Annotated in this window: 17 protein-coding genes; 2 read left to right on the top strand and 15 right to left on the bottom strand. The window is 61.8% G+C overall.

The window, feature by feature from the left end; translation table 11 throughout:
- Nucleotides 1-56 precede the first annotated feature (56 nt).
- From lpxD to T518_RS04025, 13 genes are all read right to left on the bottom strand, one after another.
- Nucleotides 57-1076: a UDP-3-O-(3-hydroxymyristoyl)glucosamine N-acyltransferase gene (gene lpxD, locus T518_RS04085; protein ID WP_036375663.1), complete on the bottom strand. Its 1020-nt coding sequence runs from the start codon at nucleotides 1074-1076 to the stop codon at nucleotides 57-59.
- A 14-nt stretch (nucleotides 1077-1090) separates the two neighbouring features.
- The gene (locus T518_RS04080; RefSeq protein ID WP_036375661.1) at nucleotides 1091-1528 is read right to left on the bottom strand and encodes an OmpH/Skp family outer membrane protein; all 438 of its coding nucleotides are present in this window, start codon (nucleotides 1526-1528) and stop codon (nucleotides 1091-1093) included.
- 51 nt (nucleotides 1529-1579) lie between these two features.
- Nucleotides 1580-2743, bottom strand: coding sequence for a hypothetical protein (locus T518_RS04075; protein WP_051652191.1), 1164 nt, complete (start codon nucleotides 2741-2743; stop codon nucleotides 1580-1582).
- 77 nt (nucleotides 2744-2820) lie between these two features.
- Nucleotides 2821-3285, bottom strand: coding sequence for an OmpH/Skp family outer membrane protein (locus tag T518_RS04070; protein WP_036375640.1), 465 nt, complete (start codon nucleotides 3283-3285; stop codon nucleotides 2821-2823).
- Nucleotides 3286-3372: 87 nt separating this feature from the next.
- Complete coding sequence (locus T518_RS04065) at nucleotides 3373-4695, bottom strand: acylphosphatase (protein WP_051652190.1); 1323 nt, start codon at nucleotides 4693-4695, stop codon at nucleotides 3373-3375.
- Between the two features lie 46 nt (nucleotides 4696-4741).
- The gene (locus T518_RS04060) at nucleotides 4742-6715 is read right to left on the bottom strand and encodes a BamA/OMP85 family outer membrane protein (protein WP_036375620.1); all 1974 of its coding nucleotides are present in this window, start codon (nucleotides 6713-6715) and stop codon (nucleotides 4742-4744) included.
- 48 nt (nucleotides 6716-6763) lie between these two features.
- On the bottom strand, nucleotides 6764-7318 hold the full coding sequence (locus tag T518_RS04055; protein WP_036375608.1) for a hypothetical protein: 555 nt from the start codon (nucleotides 7316-7318) through the stop codon (nucleotides 6764-6766).
- A gap of 154 nt (nucleotides 7319-7472) precedes the next feature.
- On the bottom strand, nucleotides 7473-8099 hold the full coding sequence (locus T518_RS04050) for a sigma-70 family RNA polymerase sigma factor (RefSeq protein WP_036375589.1): 627 nt from the start codon (nucleotides 8097-8099) through the stop codon (nucleotides 7473-7475).
- 48 nt (nucleotides 8100-8147) lie between these two features.
- Nucleotides 8148-12479 carry a translocation/assembly module TamB domain-containing protein gene (locus T518_RS04045; protein ID WP_036375586.1) on the bottom strand — a complete coding sequence of 1444 codons (4332 nt, stop codon included), beginning with the start codon at nucleotides 12477-12479 and terminating at the stop codon, nucleotides 8148-8150.
- A 79-nt stretch (nucleotides 12480-12558) separates the two neighbouring features.
- A complete protein-coding gene (locus T518_RS04040) occupies nucleotides 12559-14154 on the bottom strand; it encodes a TolC family protein (protein ID WP_036375584.1) in 1596 nt (531 codons plus the stop codon).
- An 84-nt stretch (nucleotides 14155-14238) separates the two neighbouring features.
- Nucleotides 14239-15525, bottom strand: coding sequence for an MlaD family protein (locus tag T518_RS04035; RefSeq protein ID WP_036375582.1), 1287 nt, complete (start codon nucleotides 15523-15525; stop codon nucleotides 14239-14241).
- Nucleotides 15522-16277 (bottom strand): ABC transporter ATP-binding protein, encoded by a 756-nt coding sequence (locus T518_RS04030; protein WP_036375579.1) that lies wholly within the window; start codon nucleotides 16275-16277, stop codon nucleotides 15522-15524. Before T518_RS04030 ends, T518_RS04035 begins: the two co-directional genes overlap by 4 nt.
- Before the next feature lie 15 nt (nucleotides 16278-16292).
- Nucleotides 16293-17060 (bottom strand): MlaE family ABC transporter permease, encoded by a 768-nt coding sequence (locus tag T518_RS04025; protein ID WP_148485457.1) that lies wholly within the window; start codon nucleotides 17058-17060, stop codon nucleotides 16293-16295.
- A 192-nt stretch (nucleotides 17061-17252) separates the two neighbouring features.
- Here T518_RS04025 and rnhA point away from each other — a divergent pair, with 192 nt between their 5' ends.
- Nucleotides 17253-17948: a ribonuclease HI gene (rnhA, locus tag T518_RS04020; protein WP_036375573.1), complete on the top strand. Its 696-nt coding sequence runs from the start codon at nucleotides 17253-17255 to the stop codon at nucleotides 17946-17948.
- A 42-nt stretch (nucleotides 17949-17990) separates the two neighbouring features.
- Here the strand turns inward: rnhA and serS are convergent, their stop codons facing one another.
- Both serS and cuyB read right to left on the bottom strand, forming a co-directional pair.
- Nucleotides 17991-19271 carry a serine--tRNA ligase gene (gene serS / locus T518_RS04015; RefSeq protein WP_036375570.1) on the bottom strand — a complete coding sequence of 427 codons (1281 nt, stop codon included), beginning with the start codon at nucleotides 19269-19271 and terminating at the stop codon, nucleotides 17991-17993.
- Between the two features lie 175 nt (nucleotides 19272-19446).
- Entirely contained in the window at nucleotides 19447-20163 is a 717-nt protein-coding gene (cuyB, locus tag T518_RS04010; RefSeq protein WP_036375567.1) for a cysteate racemase, read from the bottom strand.
- A gap of 156 nt (nucleotides 20164-20319) precedes the next feature.
- Here cuyB and T518_RS04005 point away from each other — a divergent pair, with 156 nt between their 5' ends.
- The gene (locus T518_RS04005) at nucleotides 20320-21273 is read left to right on the top strand and encodes a LysR family transcriptional regulator (protein ID WP_036375565.1); all 954 of its coding nucleotides are present in this window, start codon (nucleotides 20320-20322) and stop codon (nucleotides 21271-21273) included.
- Nucleotides 21274-21346: the final 73 nt, after the last annotated feature.

Below are 21346 nucleotides of genomic sequence, written 5' to 3'. Positions count from 1 at the left end.
TCTTTCAGCAAGAAAGCCTTCCCTGTCCCGGAAAGGCTTTCTTCGCGCACGATGCGTTATTTCGACTCATACTTGGCCAGCTTCTTCTCGAGCTGGCGGAACTTCTTGTACATCTCCGGCAGGTGCTTCATCGAAGCCTGCATGCGCAGCCACTCCGCATGGCTCTGGACCGGGAAGCCGGCGCAGAAGACACCCTCCGGCATATCGCCGATGATGCCCGAGCGCGCGGCGTAGATCGAGTTGGCCCCGATATTGATGTGGCCGACCGTGCCGACCTGGCCGCCGAACGTGACGTTGTGGCCGACCGTCGTCGAGCCCGAGATGCCCGTCTGCGCGACAATCAGGCAGTTCGGCCCGATCTTGCAGTTGTGGCCGATGTGCACGAGGTTATCGATCTTCGTGCCGTGGCCGATGACCGTCGAGCCCATGGCCGCGCGGTCGATTCCGTCGTGTGCGCCGATCTCGACATCATCCTCGAGGACGACGTTGCCGACCTGCGGCACCTTCGTGTGCACGCCCTCGTGCGTCGTGAAGCCGAAGCCGTCCGAGCCGATGACAGCGGAGCAGTGGATGACGCAGCGCTTGCCGACGTGGCAGTGCTCGCGGACCGTCGCGCTCGAGTAGATGACCGTGTTCTCCTCGATCTCCGCGTACTGGCCGATGTAGGTGTGCGGGTAGAGCGTCACGCGGTCCCCGATGACAGCGTGGTCATCGACGACGGCGAACGGCATGATGACGACATCCTTGCCGAGCTTGACATCCTTGCCGATGTGCGCCTGCTCGCTGACGCCCGCGGGGAACTGGAGCTTCGGCGTGAAGAGCTCGAGGAGGCGCGCAAAGGCTGCGCGCGGCTCCTCGACGTAGAGTGCCGTCTTCGGGAAGTCCGCGACGCCCTCCGGCAGCATGACGGCTGCCGCACGGCACGTCTTGGCCTCCTCGATATGCGGATCGACGGCAAACGTCAAATCGTGCTCACCGGCACCCTCGATGTTGTCGAGGCCGCTGATGACGATCGATGCATCGCCAACGATGCGGCCGCCCACGTATTCTGCAATTTCCTGCAAGGTCTTTTTCATGTCAAATCACATCCTTACTGCAGCTTGGCAATGACGTCATCCGTCACATCGACACAGCCCATCAGAGCCGTCGGCTGCTCCTTCTCGCTGTCCACGACGACATCGAGCTTTTTCTCCTTCGCGATGTCCTGCAGGGCCGCGCTGACCTTCTGCTGCAGCTGCATCTGGTACGACTGGTTCAGGCTGGCCATCTTGCGCTGTGCATCGGCCTGTGCCTTCTGCGCGTCCTCCTGGCTCATGTCCGGGTTGTCCTGCAGCGACTTCTGTGCTTCCTCGCGGGCCTCGTTGATCTTCTGGTTGCCTTCTTCGACGAGAGACTTGACCTGCGGCGCTTCCTGCATGACGCGGGAACCTTCGATGTAGCCGATCTTGACCTGGCCGCAGCCACTCATGAGCATCGTCGCAGCAAAGGCGGCTGCCAGAAGACCTACGGTTTTCTTACGTAATTTCATATCGTGATTCGCTTCTTTCTGTGATTGGTTGGGTGATGGATAAGATGATATCTATGAATCCTCAGACGAACCGTCCGCATCGTCTTTGCTCTCTAACGTGCTGACTTCGCTGACGAGCTCGTCCGTGACATCCTCGGTGTCACTGCCGACAACAGGCATGAAGCGCTCCGGCTTCATACTCGCGGGCAGGTCCATGGGCAGCTTGAACGCGAGGTCCTCGGCGGGATTCGCGAGGACCATCGTGAAGTGATGCAGGATGGCAATCTTGGCCGCCTTGCCCGCAATGTCGTTGCGGATGTGCGTGTCGAGTGCCTGGATCTCCTCGGCCTTCTGCGCCATCATCTCCTTGATCTGAGCGCGCTGCTGGAGCCGCTCGGCCGCCGTCATCTGCATCTCCTGCTGCATCGCCGCGGTGTCGCGCTGCTGCACTTCCGACTGCTTGCGCACAGATTCCGACTTCTGCTGGTCGAGCGCCGTCTTGGCCTGCTCGTGCCACTTGGCGAGCTTCGGCCCCATGACGGACTGCACGTATGCGTTCACCTCGCGCTCCCAGGCCTTGGCGAGCTCCTGCTGGCGCATGCCGCGCTCTTCCTTGAGAAGCTCGCGCTGGTTCTCCCAGCCCGCCTTCTCCTCATCGAGCTCCTGCTGCTTCGTCCAAGGGTGATGCATGGCCTTCTGGTTGTCGATCTTGATGTTGAGGTTGAGGATCGCGTTCTGGTAATCCTCGTCGACAGCCTTGCGGCGGCTCTCATACTCGGCCTCGTGGGCCTCGCGGTACGCCTTCTCGACCTTCTTGGCCTCGCGCTCGAGTTCCGAGCGGCCGCCGATGACGGTCTGGGCATTCTTCTGCCAGACGGAATCGTCGAACGGCTTTGCATCGACAGTCGGCGGCTCCACCTTCATCTCGGGCAACTTCTCTGTGTCCTTGAGCGAGAGCTCCAGGCTCTTGTACTCCTTCTGGAGCGTCTCAAGCTTCTCGTAGTCGGGGTGTGCCTCCATGACCTTCTGCATGTCGACGAGGCCGATGCTCGCGGCCGCCGTCTGTTTGACGGGTTCATGCCCCGGCATCAGCGCGCGGATGCCCCAGGCCCCGAGGAAGACGAGGCCGAGCGCGATGGCGCTGCCCATGAGTATCTCCTTGCGCTTCTTCTGCCAGAGGCTCTTCCCTCCAGGAGCAGCGCCCGGCTTCTCTGGCGTTCTATCGGGATTGTCCAACGGCCCTGCCCTCCTTACAAGTAGTACCGAGCGTAAAATCCGCTCGGTACTCGACGCTCCATATGACCCTCAGAGGATTACTTGCTGAGCTTTTTGATGACATCCTGCGTGATATCCTGGCCGCCGTAGACAACCGAGCTCTTCTCGAGGACGACAGACAGGCCCTTAGCCTCTGCTACGCTCTTGACGGAATCCTCGATGCTCTTCTGGAACGGCTCCATGAGTTCCTGATTCTTCTGGGCAAGGCGCTGCTGCGTCTGCTGATAGTAGTCGTTCTTCTCCTGGTCGCTCATGTTTGCGGACTTCTCCTCAAACTCCTTCTGGGCGTCCTGGACTTCTTTCTGCATCTGGGACTGGATATCCTGGAGCTGCGAGCTCTGCTGTGCGATCTGGCGGTAGTCGACGACGCCGACATTCGAGCTTGCTGCGCTTGCGATACCCGAGCCAGACTGCGTCAAGGCGAGGGCGACAACAGAACCGACAAAGACGAGTGCGATGAGGACACTGATGATCTTGACCTGTTTTTTCTGTAATGTAACCATTTTATCTTCTCCTTCTTGGATTCCAAAGAAACACGTTTATTATAGCAGACTTCGCAGGGGTCTACAAGGATTTCCCCTGCGGAGCATTCAGAAATTCCCGATGAGGCGGAGCCAGCCCTGCGTCTTGTCGAGGACGTACTCGACCCCGAGGAAATCGTGGACCTGATAGAGGAGCCCTGCCTCGCCGAGATGGTCGGTGAAGCGGTATTCGTAGCGGAGCTGCCAGCGCGGCGCGAGCGCCTGCCTGGCGCCGAACACGAAGCGCTTCTCGCGCATGTCGTAGCGGATCTCTGGCCGCGTGCCCATGCCGATGCGGTGGTTATAGCCCATCGCCCAGCCCCAGTCGACCTTCTGCGGCATGAAGTCGACCTGCGCGAAGAGCTCGTCGCGCGCCGTCATCATGCACCCGGTGTGGAGCCTCATGCGCAGGCTGTCCACCTCGCGCTCATACTTGCGCTCCTTGCGCCCCATGTCGACCCAGCCCGTCAGCCGCGCGCGGTAGCGCGAGGAGTCCGAGCGGCTCATGACCGTCATGCGCTCTTGCGGCGCGATCGTCACGGTCGTCTTCATGCGAAGCGCCCGGAAGTCGCGCTGCGCGTCGAGGCGCTCCGAGAAGAGGTGCTCGAAGTCGTGCTGATGGCGCGCGACAAAGGCGACGGGAACCCCGACGAGCATATCGGCCTGCTCCTGCATGAGCTCGCGGTGGTTGAGCAGCGTGAGGTTCGGAATGGTGCTCGAGCGCATCGAGAGGTCCGCCGTGCGGACGACGGGCAGGCGCGGGTAGACCGTCAGGCTGACTTCCGCCGCGCTGCCATCCGTCTCGACCTCGAAGTCGCCGCGGAACTCCGGCAGGTGCTCCGCGAGATAAGCTTCGAGATGGTGCTTGAGGACGCCGTTCGTCCAGTCGGTCGCCGCGACCGGCAGGCCGTAGAGCGCATCCGAGAAGACGGCGCTGACATCCGCGAGGTCCTCGCGCACGAGGCGCTCCACCTCAGGCGGCATGCCCTCGACATGCGTCTCGACCGAGATCGTGCGGATCTGGTCGGCCCACGGCGAGAGCTCGACCGTGACCTCGGCCGTATCGCCGAGCTGGAGACTGACATCGCGCACAGTATAGCCGACAAGGACCTTGTCGAAGACCTGGCGGATAATCTCGCTCTTCGCTGCAGCATCTGCGGCGTGCAGGTCATCGCCGAGCAACAGCTGCTCAGAGATGACCTGCACGCTCGTCTCCATGCGCTGCTGCACGAGCGGCGGCAGGCCGTCAGGTGCAGTGACATGAGCCGTCACTGCCTCGACCCGCCCGGCGGCCTGCGCCGCAGAGCAGGCAAAGACGCCGATAGCGGCGAGTGATAGGAGGCAGGCCAGGAATACCTGCCCGACGGCTCCCCGCCCAAGCTGTATCGTCAATAAGCATCCCTTCTTTTCTCAGGCAACTCTTCTCGCCACGCGCCCATCAGAACGAGCTGCCGACGCTGAAGTGGACGCGGCCGCCGTCATCGCCCCAGCCGTAGTCGAAGCGCAGCGGACCGATCGGCGTCGTCAGCGAGATGCCGACACCGATGCTGCCGTGCAGGTCATCGGGCGTCAGGCCGCTGTCCCAGGCACCGCCCCAATCCGTGAAGATGGCGCCCTGCACCTTCTTCACGACGGGGAAGCGGTACTCGATCGTGCCGAGGAACTCGCGGTCGCCGCGGAACTGGTCCTCACGGTAGCCGCGCAGCGAGCCCTGGCCGCCGATACGGTACTGGTTGAACTCCGAGATGTCGCCCGTGCCAACGCCGTAGCGGCCGCGCAGCGCGAAGACCTGCGAGCGGCCGGCGCGGATGTAGTGCTGGCCGTCGAACGTGTACTTCTGGAAGTCGAAGTCGCCGCCAAAGCCGGCGAACTCGCTCGAGAAGCTCACGCGGCTGCCGCTCATCGGGTTGTAGACATTGTCGCGCGTATCCGTGACGTGCTCGAGCGTGATGCTGCGCGTCGTGCCGAAGTTGTCGTCGAGCCACTTCGTATCATGGCTGCGGTCGCCCATATTGCCGTCATCGACATGGCGCACATACGAGTCCTTGCGGTTGCGCAGCGTCACGTAGTTCGTCGTGTACTCCGTGACAGGGCGGCCAAACGTCAGCTCTCCGCCGGTATACTTGCGCATGTACGTCTCCTTGAGGTCGCCGTCCGTGTCGTAATCGTCGTACTCGTACGTGCGGTTGTAGATGCGGAACGTGCCGACCGTCTCCTTGCTGTCGAGCCACGGGCGGCGGTAGGAGAAGGTGTAGCCGTGCGCATCCGTGTCGTCGCCGCTCTTCTCATACGTCAGGCTGATCGCATCGCCCGTGCCGCGGAAGTTCGTGTCGCCGATCGAGACCATGCCGAGGACGCCGTCCTCGCTCGAGTAGCCGGCACCGATGCCGAACGAGCCCGTGCGCTTCTCCGTGACATCGAGCTCCATGACGACAGCATTCGGGTCGACGCCCGGATTCATCTTGATGTTGACATCCTCGAAGAAGCCGAGGTTGTAGACGCGCTGCATGCTGCGGCGCGCGAGCTTCGAGTTGAACGGCTCGCCCGGCTTCTGGCGCATCTCGCGCAGGATGACGCGCTCCTTCGTCTTCGTGTTGCCCTTGACCTTGTAGCCCTCGAGGATGCCCTCGTTGACCTTGAGGTTCAAGATGCCGTTCTTGTCGATGTTCATGTCCGTGATCTTCGCGAGGATGTAGCCGTCGCGGCGGTACTGCTCCTGGATGGCCATGACATCCTTGTTGAGCTCGCGGCTGTTGAGGATCTCGCCCGTCTTCATGGTGATGAGCCCCTGGAGCGTCTCTGTGCTCTCGACCGTGTTGCCGCTGAGGTTGACGCCTTTCAAGATCGGGTTCTCCAGCACGTGGTACGTGACGACGACGCCCTCCGGCACCTTCTCGAAGCTCGGGTAGATGTCGTAGAAGTAGCCCGTGTTGTAGATCTTGTCGCGGTCGGCATCGAGGCCCTTGACGGTGAACATGTCACCGGCCTTCATCGAGATGGCGGCCTTCGCCGTGCCCTCCGTCAGGGAAGAAGTGCCGTCAAACACCGTCTCGACGACAGTCTGCCCCTCGTACTTCTTCATGCTGTCCGCGATGGCCGTCTCCTGCGGGCGCACCTTGGCCCAGTTCTGCGTGCGCTCGTCCACCGTGCTCGTCGCAACGGCATCCGCCTGTGCGGCAGCCGAATGGTCAGCGGCAGTATCTTTCGTCTCAGCGGCCTTTTCCTCTGCCGGAGCAGCTGCGGCATCCGCCTTGACATTGGCAGCTTCCGGAACTGCCGGAGCCGCGGAAGAAGACGTGGGCTGCGCACTTGCAGCAGGCGCCTCAGCTGCCCAGGACGTGCCCGGCACAGCCGCACAGCTGACGGCAATTGCCACAGCGTAAGCGAGGGATCTGTAGTTCTGTTTCTTCAAAGGTCAAACCTCCTATGCAATACCTTCCTGATGCGGAGGGGATATCTATCATTTCCGCAGCGCCTTGCCTGCGGTCTGCATCAATTTCTGCATCCCGTCATCGGGGACGCGCGGTGCGGACTCTCGCGGAGGCGCAGCCGGCTGCGCCTCCGAGGGCGCTGCCGCCTGCGCAGGTACCGGCTCAGGCGAAGGCGCCGGAGCAGCCTGAGCGGGCGCTGCCGCCGGCTGTGCCTGCTCGGGGATCTCGATTGGGGCCAGCGGCGGCTCGTCGGCAGTCTCTGCGGGCAGGGCGGGCGAAGGCTCAGGCGCCTCCGTCTCCACCGGGGCAGGCACCGCTGCATTGTGCGGCAGCTGCGCCTGCCAGAGCGCATAGCCGCCGCCCGCGAGGAAGATCGCCGCAAGTGCCGGCAGGATGCGCATGGACCACTTCTTGACAAAGCGATGGCCCGGCGTGCCTTCCACCCGGGCCAGTTCTGCCTTGGCCAACATGACCTTGAGCTCACCGCGGACTCTGTGGTTCTCCGCGAGTGAGTGCTCCGCCTCCCCGAGCCACTGCCTTGCCGCCCGGATGTGACGGCGCTGTTTCTGATTCCGTTCCTTCATGACACACCCCCTGCCCGATTTCAAAGACTTATTCCTATAATCCGAGGCGGTCACTCCGTATCGGCATGCCGTATCGCGCGATATGCGCAGATGCCATGCGACCATCTGCTGTTTTCCAGTGTTTTCTGGCCATTTTCACTCAATTGCTCGCCTTTCACCAGTAATGCATGAAACGCGAGAGCATGCCGCGGATGCGGCGGATGCCCGTCTTCTGCAGGCGGTAGATGTGCGAGGAGCTGACGTGCAGGGCATCGGCCATGCCCGCTGCGTCCTCGCGGCAGAGGTACATGCCCTCGAGCACAGCCCGCTCCTTGTCCGGCAGCCGCGCCATCGCCTGGTGGAGATGGCGCGCGAGCTCGTGGCTCTCCGCCTGCTCCGGCACCGACGCCGCCGTGTCGACGAGGTTCTCCTTGAGGCTGCCGCCCTCGAGATTCTCCTCTAGGCAGGCGACGTCGACCTGTCCCTCGCGCCGCAGGAAATCCATCATGCGGCCGCGGATGCGGTGCACGGCAAACAGGCTGAAGGCTACTCCGCGCGTGTGGTCGTAGCGTTCTGCGGCCTCGATGAGGCCAACCGTGCCCTCCTGGATGAGGTCGAGCACGCAGTCGAGCTGCGCAAATGGCGCCGCCTGCTTGAAGACGAGCGGCTGATACGATTCGATGAGCCGCTGGCGCGCCTCTTCGTCGCCGCGTTCCTTGAACGCGGCCCAGAGCTTTGCTTCCTGCGCGCGATCGAGTGTCTTGACCTTGCGCAGTTCCTTCATGTACTCACTGAGCTGCATGCGGCTCACCTCCTCTCATTGCTGCGATCATTGCTCAGAGGACTGCTATCAGAAATGGATGCGGGCTTCGAGGCCCACAATGAACCTCTGAGCTTCCTTCTCCAGCGACAGTCCGAAGCGGTCGTTCATGTCGTACTGCAGGCCGAAGCGGTGCGTGTCGTCGCCGCCGATCTGCTGCGTGTACTTGAACATGACCTTGTCTGAGATGTACTTGCCCATCTCGACGTGATAGACATCGATGGCCTTGTTCGACTCCTCGTCGTGCGTGTCAAAGGCAGAGCCGCTGCCGCGCGCAATCGTGAAGCGGTCAAGCCAGAGCATGTTGCGCATGACGTCCTCGACCTCCGACAGGAAGCTCATCTGCAGGCCGACAATCAGGAGGTCGCCGGCATCGAGGTTGGCCTGTCCGGCCTTGTAGGCGTCGCGCAGTGTCAGCAGTCGGATGATCTCCGACTGGCTCATCTCCGGCGTCGACTTCAGCGTAAACGTCATGTTGTCGAGCGGGCCCGTGATGGAGAGGAATACCTTGGCCTGCGTCAGGCGCGTGTCCGCCAGGAACGTGATGCTCGGCAGGAACGAATCGACCTGGTTGAAGTAGGCCGTGCCCTCACGGACATTGAACTCCGTCTTGAGGTAGTTGATCGTGCCGCCGCGCTTGACCGACACCGAGCCCGACGTCTTCGGATGGCGCGTCGTGCCGCCGAAGTGGACATTCCCTGTCAGGTACATGTCGTAGAGGTACGAGCTGTAGGCATGGACCCTGTCGCCGACATTGACGTCAGCGTCGAGGATGATGTCCGGCAGCTCGCCATCGCTGTCGGGGATGGCCGGCACAGAGATTGTGCAGTCCGCAAGGTCGATCTGACCCGAGATCTTCGGCAGTTCCAAGCCAAAGAACTTGTCGTTGTTGACGCGCAGCTGACCGCTCAGAGGCCCCTTGAAGAAGTCACTCTCGATGTCGAGCTTGTCCGCCGTCAGCGAGAAATCGTACGAAGCAGGTGTCAGTCCGTTCATCTTGAGCGTGCCCTGCCCCGCATACGTACCTTCGCCCATTTTACCAGAAAAATCGCGGACTGTCATGGTGTCGCCATTAAAATCGACCTGGGCCGCCATGGCCGTGACGGGCACAGTGAGCGGCTTGAACTTGACCGCACCATCCGACAGCGAGACGCTGCCCTTGACGAGCGGGTGCGCCGGCGTACCCGTGATCTCGAGCTTGCCCTTCGTCGGGCCGAGCGCCCAGTCAATCTGGTCGGAGACAAACGGCAGGATGGAGAGGTCGGCCTGGTCGAGGCTGACTGTGAGCTTGATGCGCTCGTAGTCATTGAGCTCTTCTTCCCGATTGGCAAAAAGCGCCTTTAAAGGCACGATGCCCTTGGCCGAAGCCATGTAATCCTTGCCGTTGATGGACTTTTCCACCGAAAAGTCCTTGACATCGACGAGGCCATTCTTGAGGTGGAACTCACCATCCAGCGCATCAAAGGTCGAGCCCTGGAAGCCGCCGTTGTTGGCCGCGATCGTGACATCGGCAGACGGATTGCCCGTCGTGCCGCCAAACGCGGCCTCGATGTTGGCCGTGCCGTGCACCTTGCGCTCGAGGCCGGCCGACTTCGTGAACATGCCGAGCGCGAGTTTCTGCGCCGAGAAGTGTGCGGCAATCGGGCCGCCGATCGTCACCGTGCCGCCCGCTTCGAAGCTGCCGTCCGTGCCCTGCTGGCCCATGAGCTTGTCGATGTAGATGACGTGGTCCAGGAGGTGGAGGTTGATATCGACATCGTGGACATCATAGCCAGAGATCTTGCCGGCGTCCAGCCGGCCGATGACGGTGAGCTCCGGGTTGTCGTATGTGCCGCCGACCTGGATGTCGCTGCTGAGCTTGCCGGTGACGATGTCGTTCTTGAAGTTGCCGATTGCCGTGATGGCATTGATGTCGCCGTCCTGGACCTTGATGGTGCCATCCGCGTCGTGCGTGTCGACGTTGATGGAGAGCGCCGCCTGATAGCTGCCGCCGCCCTGGCGGAAGCCGAACTGACTGACGCTGACGACGCTGTCTTCGTAATCGACCATGCCGCGGATGTCCGTGATCGTCTGGTCGTTGAGCGTGATGGAGGGAGACGTCAGGATGCCGTGGAACGTCGGGGCCATCAGTGTGCCGCCGATCTCGCCGGCGAAGGTGCCCTTGCCGCTGACCGGGTACGGGAACTTGTTTGCAAAGCGCTCCATGTTGATCTCGTGGACGCTCGCGACCATGTCGAGGTTCCAGTTGCGGTCGACCGTGCCGTTGAGGTCCATGTCGACCATCGGTGAGAAGACGTGGAAGTCCTGCAGGCGCGTGAAGCCGTCCTCCATGAAGTAGTCGCCGTCCATGCCCGAGAGCAGGATACCGTTGTAGCTGCCGCGGTAGAAGTGGATGTAGCCGACGGCATTCGGGTGGTCGAGCGTGCCCGTGATCTTGATCGTATTGTCGACGTTGCCTGTGATCGGCTGGTCGGGGAAAGCAAAGGCCGCGATGTCCTCCATGCGCGCGCCGACCGTGTCGATGCGCATGTCGATGCGCCGCTCGCCCGTCAGGCCGACGGAGCCGTCGACGTACCAGGTCTGCTTGCCATCCTTGACGAGCGAGAACTCCTCAATCGTCACGCCGTCGAGGCTGCCGCCGGCGTTGAACTTCAGGCTGTCGTACGGCTGCTTGAAGAGGCTGCCGTTCATCGCCGTGAACTTGAAGTTCACGGCCGGATCTGTGATGTCGCCCTGTACCGTGCCCTCGAAATCGCCGAAGCCCGTGACATCGGCCTCAGGGATCAATGTCCGCACGAGCGAGAGGTCGACATGGCCGCCGTAGAACGCGAGGTCGAGACTGCTGCCATCCTTCACCTTGCCCTCGATGCCGAGAGTCGAGCGGTGCGGCAGATTGAGGCTCGCGTAGTCTATCGTGATGTCCTTGCCCTGCGCGAAGAACGAGGCCGCGAGGCTCTCAATGGGCAGGTCCTTGTAGGAGCCATTCTTCAGCTCCGCACTGCCGTACGCCTGCAAATCGCTCGTGTCCGAGCCCTTGCCGGAGATGCCCATGTTGCAGGAGATGCGGCCCGTGAGGTCCGCGAGCTCCGGGACGTAGGCAGCTGCCTGCTGCACATCGATGTCACTGGCCGCGAGGTGTGCCGTGTACGTGAGGTCTGCCGGCGAGAAGACGCCCTCGCCGCGCGCCGTGCCGCCAAAGGCATTGAGCGCAACATCCTGAAGCGAGACGCGGTCGTCCTCGTAGCGGACGTGCGCGCGCGCATTCGCGAACGGGATGCCCGCCGCCGTGCCGGAAGCGACACGGACCGTGCCGTCGACGACAGGGTCAGCCGCCGTGCCCGTGACATGCGCCTTGACCGCTGCCGCGCCCTCGTAGGGGATGTCCTTGAGGACCTTTGAAGGATCAAAGGAATCCGAAGCGACGTGAAGGTCGAGATACGGCGCCCCCGTGTCGTAGCGGACCTTGCCGTTGACATGGGCCTGCTGGCCGGCCGCCTCTGCATCGGCAGAGAACAGCGCCTCCGCATCCGTGAAGGAAATAAAGCCGTGGATGTCGTCGACCTGCGTCTCCTTGACCTTGACGGAGCCGCCCTCGTACTCAGCCTGCCCCGAGAAGGAGAGCTGGCTGCCCATGTACTGGCCCGCGACCTTGGCCTTCGTCACCGTGCCGCCGAGGACCTCGATGCCGTCCGGCAGCGTGCCGTCCGGCAGCAGCGGCAGGACGTTCATGACGTCGAGCCCCGAGAGCTCCGCGTTGAAGATCTGGCGCTCCTTGCGGTAGGTGCCCGAGACTTCTACAGAAGAACCGAGGCAGTTCGCCTTGGCTGAGAGCTTCAGCACGGGGTAATCCGAGAAGTCAAGCGAGCCCTCGATGGCGCTGGCTGTGACCTCGCGGCCCTGCGCTGTGACCGTTGCCTCGCCGTCCTCCACCTTGACCGTGCCGAAGAACGAGCCCTCGCCCGAACTCTTCGTCTCGATGTCCTCGACATTCCAAGTGCCGTCCTCACGCTGGACGAGGCTGGCCTTGACATGTGAGAGCGTGACCGACTGGACGGCGTGCGCGGGGTCGCGATATGCAGAAAGCAGGCGCAGCTCCACCCGGGCCGTGTCGGCCTGGGCGATGCATTCCGCCTGCTTATCATAGATGGCAAGGTCATGGATCTCGAGATCATGAAGCGAATTCACCTTGATGGAGCCGACGGAGACGGGCACGCCGAGCGCCTCACTGGCAGCAGTGGCAGCCGTGCTCTCTACCTTGTCCATGAACGCACTGGTCTGTATGTAATACCAGATGCCGCCCAGTACCAGCATCAGCACGCCCATGAGCACGCCGACACCTATCCCGATGGTTTTCCGTTTCATGACAATCTCCCCAAAATTCACTTCCGAAACTCTTGCGACTTCTTGCTATGGAATTGATGTATGGACTTTGGTCCGAGGCTCAGTGCGCCATATCCGAGGCGACGGCCTCACTCGTGACCGTCGCGGCCGAAGGATGCTCTGCCGCATCGGCCGACTTCTGAACGGTCTGAGCCGCCTGATCCGTATCCTGCACCGTAGCGGCCTCAGCGGCTGCGTTGGCCTGCTCGAGCTTCTGCAGCTGCTCCATCTCAAAGATGGCATCATCCTTGAGCTTGGCCGCCTCGCGGGCCTTCGGAGCCGTCGCGCCCGCCTGCTCTGCTTCCGTGTACTTGACGACATCGAGGTCAACAGGGATGCCCATCGCCTTGTCGAGCGATGCCTTGCTCGTATTGTAGTTGTAGAGGGCCGTGTAGTAGTTCGTGCGGGCCGTCGTCAGCTTCTCGTTGGCGTCCATGACGTCGAGGTTCGTGCCGACACCGGCGCTGTAGCGGACCTGGGCGATCTTGTAGTCTTCCTCGGCGCGCGTCACGGCGACGGACGTCGTCTGGATGTTCTTCTCGGCTGCCTGCAGGCCGAGATAGGCCTTGCGCACGTCGAGGCGGATCTGGTCATCCGTCTGAGCCGCCTCTTCCTGTGCCTTGGCGAGCGCCATGTTGGCCGACTTGACGGAAGCCTGCGTCAGGCCGTTGTCAAAGACATTCCAGGAGGCATTGACGCCAGCCGACCAGCTGTCACTACTCGTATGGTCATGACGGAACGGTTTCTCGCCGCCGATGGACTTGTTGACGACAGCATTGACTGTCGGCTGATAGCCGGCCTTGGCCGTCTCGACGCTGGCTTCTGCGGCCTTGACGGCATAGCGCGCCGCTGCGCCGTCCGCGCGGTTGTCGAGCGCGTAATTCGTGCAGTCATCCTGCGTCAAGTCGTACTTCGTGTACTTGAGCTGGTCGCGGATGTCGAGCACCGTGTCCGTCGGCAGGCCGATGACGTTGTTGAGCGTCGAGACGGCGATGTCGTAGTTGTTCTGTGCCGTCACGAGGGCCTGCTGCGCATTGGCGAGCTGGACCTGCGAGGCGAGCACGTCCGACTTGGCGACCGTGCCGACGCGGTACTGCGCATTGACGTTGTCGAGGTGCTCCTGCAGCGTGTTGACCGACTCCTGCTCGACATCGATGAGGTTGCGGCACTGCAGGATGTTGTAGTAGTCCGACGTCGCCTGCAGGCGGATGGCCTGCTTCGTCTCCTCGAGCGCGAGGTCCTGCGCATTGAGGCCATAGCGCGCCTGCTTGATCTGGCCCTTGACCGAGCCATTGTAGAGCGGCATCACGCCCTGTGCCGTATTCGTCCAAGAATAATCATAGGCCGACCCCTTGCCAAGCGCATGTGCAGTATGAGCCGTATCCAGCGAATCACCGCCGATGCGGTTTGCACCAGAAGTCCAGGTCACGGTCGGACCCATCGTGCGGCGCGCTTTCGAAAGCGTCCACTTGGCCGTGTCGACGTCCGTCAGGACCTGGCGGATCGTGCGGTTGTTCTCGAGCGCCATCTGCACGCTGTCGTGCAGGTCGAGCTGAACGGTGTCAGCGGCGAGAGCCGTGCCTGAGACAGCGGCCGTCATCAGCCCCGTGGCGATGAGGGCAGTCAGTTTCTTGTAGAAGCGGTTTTTCTTATTCACAGTCAGTTCCTCCTCAGAGAAAATGTAGCATGTCTTTCTTAAATCTTCATTCGAGCATCATTACAAAGAATGTGTACCCGTATGTCAGAACGACTGGCGCAGGCCGACGTAGGCGGCGCGCTTGTCGCTGTCGTTGACATCATTCCACTGGCCCATGAGCCAGGTGCCGGCGTCATTGAGCTCGTACTGCGCACCGAGGCGCAGCGACGGGTCATTCGGGTCCATGGCGTCGACCGAGAAGACGAAGCGCTTGCCGGCATAGGCGTCGAGGCCGACTCCGACATCGCCGTTGATGACGCCGCCGCGCACGGCATAGCGCTCCGAGCGGCGGCCTACTTCGAAGTTCCCGCGGTTGCCGTCCCCGATGTCATCGAGTCCGGCCCGCAGAAAATTTCCCGTCTCTGGCCCCAGATCCACGTTGAAGTTCGCCTGCCAGTCATCCTTCGCCCCGCTGTAGAGCAGGTCGGCCGATGGCTTGACTTTGATATCTTCGAGCTTGCCCATCATATTTCCTGCTTTCTCGGACATCTGCCGCGCATTGCGGATCGTCGTCTTGATGTCCTCAGCCGTCTGCGGGTCGCCGACGGCGCCGTCCATATTCTCGGCGATGTGCGCGATGCGGTCGCTCGTGTCCTTGATGTTCGCGAGCGTCAGGCGCAAATTCTCCGCCGTCTGCGGGTCAGCGCCGACCGTGGCGAGATTCGTCATCATCGCCTCGACCTGGTTCATCGTGCGGTTGAGGCCGGCAGATGCCGCATTGAGATTCGAGAGCATGCCCGTGATGTTGCCCTGATTCTCGCGCATCGTCTGCTCCATCGCCGCGACGAGGCCGTCCATGTGCGCCGTCATGTCGCGTATGTTGACGGCCATCTGCAGGAAGTTCTTCTGGAAGTCCGGATTGCCCATGACCTGGTTCATCGAGTCGAGCAGTGCTTGGACCTGGTCCAGCACGCCGCCCGCCTTATCCATCAGGGAATCGAGCCCCTCTTCCTCCTGGCCAATCAGGTAGTCGCCGTCGCCGAGGTAGATGCCCTGGTCCTTGCTCGGCAGGATGTTGATGAACTTCTCACCCATGACACCCGCCGAGGCGACTGTGACGGCAGAGCCCTTCGGAATCTTGGCATTCCCGTCGATGTCGAGGGAGACAGTCACGCCGCCGCCGTCGTTGCGGATGCTCTTGACCTTGCCGACCGGCACGCCAGAGAGGCGCACGACCGACTGCGGCTCGACGCCGATGACCTGCTTGAAGCCCGCGTAGAGCGTATAGCCCTTATGTCCCGACAGGGAAACGCCGGAGAGCAGCATGGCCACCGCCACGAAGAGCACGACACCCACAACGGTGAACGCGCCTACTTTTGCCTCTGTCGTCATATTTTATCCTCCTTTTCGGTCTTGACGGTGCGCAGCGTGCGGAAGAATGCCTGCACGCGCGCATCCTGTATCTTCTTGAAACGCTCGACTGTGTCGATGGCGATGAGCTCGCCCTCGTAGATCATCGCAATGCGGTCCGAGATGCGGCAGGCGCTGGCCATGTCGTGCGTGACGACAATGCTCGTCACCGAAAGAGCCTTCTGTGTGTTGATGATGAGCTCGTCGATCTTCTCGGTCATCAGCGGGTCGAGGCCTGAGCTCGGCTCATCGTAGCAGATGATCGAGGGCTCGACCGCGATGGCCCGCGCGAGGCTCACGCGCTTCTTCATGCCGCCCGAGAGTTCGTTCGGCATCATGTTCTCGACGCCGTCGAGCCCGACGAGGTGCAGCTTCTCGCGGACGATCTCTTTGATGTCCGCGTCGCTGAGCTTCGTGTGCTCGCGCAGGCCGAAGGCGACGTTCTCACCGACGGTCATCGAGTCGAAGAGCGCCGAATACTGGAAGACCATGCCCATCTTGAGACGTACCTTGTTGAGTTCCGCCTCGCTCATCGGCACGATGTTCTGCCCGTCGATGAGGATCTGGCCACTTGTCGGCTTGATGAGGCCGATGAGCAGGCGCAGGAATGTGCTCTTGCCAGAGCCGGAGCCGCCGATGACGGCGAGCGTCTCGCCGTCCTGTATCGTCAGGCTGATGTGCTTGAGCGCTTCCTTATCGTCGAAGCGCATGCACACGTCTTTGAATTCAATCATACTCCATCCTCCCCATCAGTACAGCAGGAACGTCAGCACGGCGTTCAAGAGGAAGATGACGATGATCGAGGCGACGACCGTCTTCGTCGTCGCCCGGCCGACACCCTCCGCGCCGTCGGGGCAGTGCAGGCCGTAGTAGCAGCCGAGCACCGCGATGACATTGCCGAAGAAGATGGCCTTGATGACGCCGCCCGTCATGTCAAAGAGTTCCGCAAAGATGTGGATGGAATTCATGTAACTGTACGTCGTCAGCCCCTTGTAGAACACGGCGATGAGCCAGCCGCCGAAGACGCCGATGACGTCGCCGAAGACCGTGAGGATCGGCACGACGATCATGCAGGCGAGCATGCGCGGCACCAAGAGGTAGTCGACAGGGCTCACGGCCATGACGCGCAGCGCGTCGATCTGTTCCGTGACCTTCATCGTCGCGATCTCCGCCGTGATGGCAGAGCCGACGCGGCCGGCGCAGACGACGGCGACGAGCACCGGGCCGAGCTCGCGGCCAATCGCGATCGTGACGATGCCGCCGAGCGTGCCCTGCGCGCCGAAGCGTATGAGGACGTCGGCCGTCTGCAGTGAGATGACGACGCCCGTGAAGAGCAGTGTCAGGCTGACGATCATCAGCGAATCGACGCCGAGATGCGACATCTGTGCGAGGATGTGGCGCAGGCGCGGCTTGTGGCGCAGCGCGCGGATCGTCTCGCCGTAGAGCATGATGATCGTGCCGAGCTCCTCAAAGCGCCGCAGCACAAAAGCGCCGATGGCGCTGAGTATGCGAAGCAGCATGAAGCTCCCCCTTCCTTTCTCATTTCTTCTTTCCCTGTGGAGTACTTGTGCATAAAGCTCCATAATTACGATTGTAGCAAGCAATCCAGAAATAGTAAAGAAAAGTTTACTATTTGAACGGCAAAATTTTGATTCTTTTCTATGCAAAAATCTCTTATAATAAAAGAAATCACCGATTGGGAGGACATCATGCAGAAAAAAGTATATGCCGTACGTGTCGGCCGCACCTGCGGGCTCTTCACGAACTGGCCGGAATGTCAGAAACAGGTGGCAGGATTCCCCGGGGCCCGCTACAAGAGCTTCACGAGTGCACAGGAAGCGCTCGCCTGGCTTGCAGGCAGCGATGTCCCGCATAAAGAGCCGGCGCATCCGGCACGGCCTCTCGTCAAGCCGACCTGCCCGCGCCCTGCGGCCGTCCAGATGCCGCTCCGCCCCGACAGCGAACAGGACTTCGTCATCTACACCGACGGCTCCTGCCTGCGCAACCCCGACGGCCCCGGCGGCTGGGCCGCCGTCATCCGCGAGGTCGCGACCGGCAAGGTCACGGAGCTCCACGAGGGCAGCCCCGCGACGACGAACAACCGCATGGAGCTCTCAGCTGCCATTGCGGCTCTTGCCTTCCCCAAGACCCCCGCGAAGGTCGCGCTCTACACCGACAGCCAGTACCTAAAGAACGGCATCACGAAGTGGATGGCGGGCTGGAAGCGCCGCGGCTGGAAGAAGGCCGACGGCCAGCCCGTGCTCAACCAGGACCTCTGGCAGGAGCTCGACGCGCTCTACAGCCGCCACGACGTGACCTTCCACTGGGTCAAGGGCCACGTCGGCGTCGAGCTCAACGAGCGCTGCGACCGGCTCGCCAAGCGCGAGGCCATGCATTACCGCTGAACCAAAAAATGCTGCACGCATCGCGTGCAGCATTTTGCTATCTCATTCCGGCTTCTTGATGACTTCGACGCCGCCCATGTACGGTACGAGGACCTTCGGGATGCGGACGGAGCCGTCTTCCTGCTGGTAGTTCTCGAGGATCGCGGCGACCGTGCGGCCGACAGCGAGACCCGAGCCGTTGAGCGTGTGGACGAATTCCGGCTTGCTCTTGGCATCGCGGCGGAACTTGATGTTCGCGCGGCGCGCCTGGTAGTCCGTGCAGTTCGAGCACGAGGAAATCTCGCGGTACTTGTTCTGCGCCGGGAACCAGACTTCAAGGTCGTACGTCGTCGCCGACGTGAAGCTCATGTCGCCCGTGCAGAGCTTGACGACGTGGTACGGCAGCTCCAGGAGGCGCAGGACGTCCTCAGCAGCGTCGACCATCGTGTCGAGTTCATGCCAGCTCGTCTCCGGCTTGACGAACTTGATGAGCTCGACCTTGTTGAACTGGTGCTGGCGGATCAGGCCGCGCGTGTCGCGGCCGGCGCTGCCAGCCTCGGCGCGGAAGCACGCCGTGTAGCAGCTGTAGTACTCCGGCAGCTTGCTGCCGTCGAGGATCTCATCGCGGTGGTAGTTCGTCGTCGGCACCTCAGCCGTCGGCACGAGGTAGTAGTCGAGGCCCTCGAGCTTGAACATGTCATCGGCAAACTTCGGCAGCTGGCCCGTACCCGTCATGCTCGCCTTGTTGGCGATGTACGGTGCGAGCATCTCCGTGTAGCCGTGCTTGTTGGCGTGCAGGTCCATCATGAAGTTGATGCAGGCGCGCTCGAGGCGGGCGCCGAGTCCCTTGTAGAACGTGAAGCGCGCGCCCGTGACCTTGGCAGCGCGGTCGGCATCGAGGATGTCGAGCTCCGTGCCGAGGTCCCAGTGCGCCTTCGGCTCGAAGTCGAACTTCGTCGGCTCCCCCCACTTGCGGACCTCCGGGTTCTCCGTGTCGTCCTTGCCGATTGGCACGTCTTCGCGCGGCATGTTCGGGATGTGGAGCATGATGTCGCGGAGCTGGGCCTCGACGTCCTTGAGCTCCTTGTCGAGCTCCGAGATCTTGGCGCCGACGGCGCGCATCTCGAGGATCTTCGCCTCGGCATCTTCCTTGTTCTTCTTCATGACACTGATCTCCTTCGAGACCGTGTTGCGCTGGCTCTTGAGCGCCTCAGACTCCTGCAGGAGATCGCGGCGCTTCTTGTCGAGGCCTTCAAAATCATCGAGGTTCAGCGGGTTGCAGCGGTTCTTGAGCATCTGACGGACTTCGTCGAGATGTTCGCGCACAAATTTGATATCCAACAATGTTCTCACACTCCATTATGATTCCAACGACGGCACCGACCGGCCCGGCGCAGGTTTTCGTGATTCATGATTTCTTCTAAAGTATCATTATATCAGCTTTCGGAAAGCGTGACAAATCTCCGCCACCAAAAAAAGGTTCCCGAAGGAACCTCTTTCCGTTTGTCATGCCCTCATGTCACGCCTTGTGCGGCAGATGCGAGATGACCTTGGCGCCGGCCTTCTGCACAGCAGCCTCGGCGAGCACTTCCGTCGCATCGATGAAATTGCCCTCAAGGTGATACATCTCCACGGCCACCGGCACTTCCGTGCAGCCGAGCACGAAGGCCTCGCAGCCATCCTTCGCCATCTGGGCGAGCGCCTCACGCACCGCCGTCGTGTCGAAGTCCGTATTGCTCGCCTTGACGCCGTCGTAGATCATCGCATGGACGGCCTCTTCGGCCGCGCCCTGGGGCTGTACCGCCTCGACGCCGGCCTCGGCGAGCGCACGCTGGTAGATGCCCGACTTGCAGGTGCCGGCCGATGCGAGCAGGCCGACCTTCTTGAAGCCCTCGCGCGCACAGAAGGCCGCCGTCTCCTCGATCATGTTGACGAACGGAACCTTGAGGTGCGGCATCATGCGCGGCAGGAAGTAATGCGCCGTATTGCAGCCCATGATCAGGAAGTCCGCGCCGCCCGCCGTCAGGCGGTCTGCCGACTTCAAAAGCTCCGGCAGAGGATCTTCTCCCTCGCCGAGGATGGCCGCCGTGCGATCGGGGATATTCGTATTGTTGTCGACAAGGATGGGGATGTGCTCCTGGTCCTCGCGCGCATCCGTCGCCAGGATGACCTTCTTCATGAGATCCACCGTCGCCATCGGGCCCATGCCGCCGATAATACCGATTGTCTTCTTCATCGTGACCACTCCTCTATGCTGCAGCGCCCTCGCGCCCGCTCGTCTTAAACGTTTCTTCTTGTGAATAGCATAGCATTGTGATAGCCTATAAACAAATACATATAAGTGTATATTATCTATCCAAATATTTTATGGTATATAGGGAGTTTGATTCACATGCAAGGAATGGATTACGTCTACGCAGTCTGGCAGGAAAAGAGCTTCTCCGCAGCCGCCCGCAAGCTCTTCGTGTCGCAGCCCGCCCTCTCGGCCTCCGTGCGCAAGGTCGAGCGCGAGCTCGGCCTGCCGATCTTCAACCGCAGCACCACGCCGCTGCAGCTGACAGATGCCGGCCGCGCCTACATCGACGCGGCCGAGCGCATCTTCCGCATCAAACGGGACCTCAAGAGCTACTGCGATGACCTCGCCGGACTCGAGAGCGGCACCCTGCGGCTCGGCGGGACGAACTTCTTCGCGTCCTGCTTCCTGCCGCCGATGATCGAGGCCTTCAGCAGCCGCCATCCGCACATCGCGCTCTCCGTCACCGAATCCGATTCCGCCGACCTCTTCAACAAGCTCGCAACCGAAGAACTCGACATCATCGTCGACAGCGGCATCTACGACGCGGCGCTCTACGAGGCCATCCCTTTCTACCAGGATCACCTGCTGCTGTCCGTGCCGGCCTTCCTGCCCATCAACAGGGAATTCGCCTCGTATCTGCTGACGCAGCAGGACATCATGCTCGGCCGCCACCTGCGCCCCGACGTGCCGACCGTACCCCTCTCAGCCTTCCAGGACACGGACTTCCTGATCCTCGGCAAGGGGAACGACATGTTCCGGCGCTCGCGCAAGCTCTTCCAGAACAACGGCATGACGCCGCACGTCCGCCTCTACCTCAATCAGCTCATGACAGCCTACCACATGGCACGCCAGGGCCTCGGCGCGACCTTCCTGACGGATACGCTCGTGCGCCTGTCTGCGCCCAACGAGGCGCTCGTCTACTACAAGCTCGACGACCCGAACGCCCAGCGCCAGATCTTTCTCGCCCTGCAGCGCAGGGGCTACCGCACCAATGCCATGCAGGGCTTCATCAAGAGCAGCCTCAATCTCTACCAGGATGCACCCGCCTGACAAGCTGCCGCCAGCTCAAAGCAAGAACGCTGCCGTACCAGACAAAAATCTGGCGCAGCAGCGTTCTTGCTAT

The sequence above is a fragment of the Mitsuokella jalaludinii DSM 13811 genome, assembly GCF_000702905.1.
Lineage (GTDB): Bacteria > Bacillota > Negativicutes > Selenomonadales > Selenomonadaceae > Mitsuokella > Mitsuokella jalaludinii.
The sequence above is the reverse complement of the archived record's forward strand: the minus strand, read 5'-3'. Positions and strand labels throughout refer to the sequence as shown.

Bases quoted from the DNA above. Each gene is read 5' to 3' on its own strand.
- lpxD (WP_036375663.1), bottom strand. From the start codon at position 1,076: ATGAAAAAGACCTTGCAGGAAATTGCAGAATACGTGGGCGGCCGCATC.
- T518_RS04080 (WP_036375661.1), bottom strand. From the start codon at position 1,528: ATGAAATTACGTAAGAAAACCGTAGGTCTTCTGGCAGCCGCCTTTGCT.
- T518_RS04070 (WP_036375640.1), bottom strand. From the start codon at position 3,285: ATGGTTACATTACAGAAAAAACAGGTCAAGATCATCAGTGTCCTCATC.
- T518_RS04055 (WP_036375608.1), bottom strand. From the start codon at position 7,318: ATGAAGGAACGGAATCAGAAACAGCGCCGTCACATCCGGGCGGCAAGG.
- T518_RS04050 (WP_036375589.1), bottom strand. From the start codon at position 8,099: ATGCAGCTCAGTGAGTACATGAAGGAACTGCGCAAGGTCAAGACACTC.
- T518_RS04045 (WP_036375586.1), bottom strand. From the start codon at position 12,479: ATGAAACGGAAAACCATCGGGATAGGTGTCGGCGTGCTCATGGGCGTG.
- T518_RS04035 (WP_036375582.1), bottom strand. From the start codon at position 15,525: ATGACGACAGAGGCAAAAGTAGGCGCGTTCACCGTTGTGGGTGTCGTG.
- T518_RS04030 (WP_036375579.1), bottom strand. From the start codon at position 16,277: ATGATTGAATTCAAAGACGTGTGCATGCGCTTCGACGATAAGGAAGCG.
- rnhA (WP_036375573.1), top strand. From the start codon at position 17,253: ATGCAGAAAAAAGTATATGCCGTACGTGTCGGCCGCACCTGCGGGCTC.
- cuyB (WP_036375567.1), bottom strand. From the start codon at position 20,163: ATGAAGAAGACAATCGGTATTATCGGCGGCATGGGCCCGATGGCGACG.
- T518_RS04005 (WP_036375565.1), top strand. From the start codon at position 20,320: ATGCAAGGAATGGATTACGTCTACGCAGTCTGGCAGGAAAAGAGCTTC.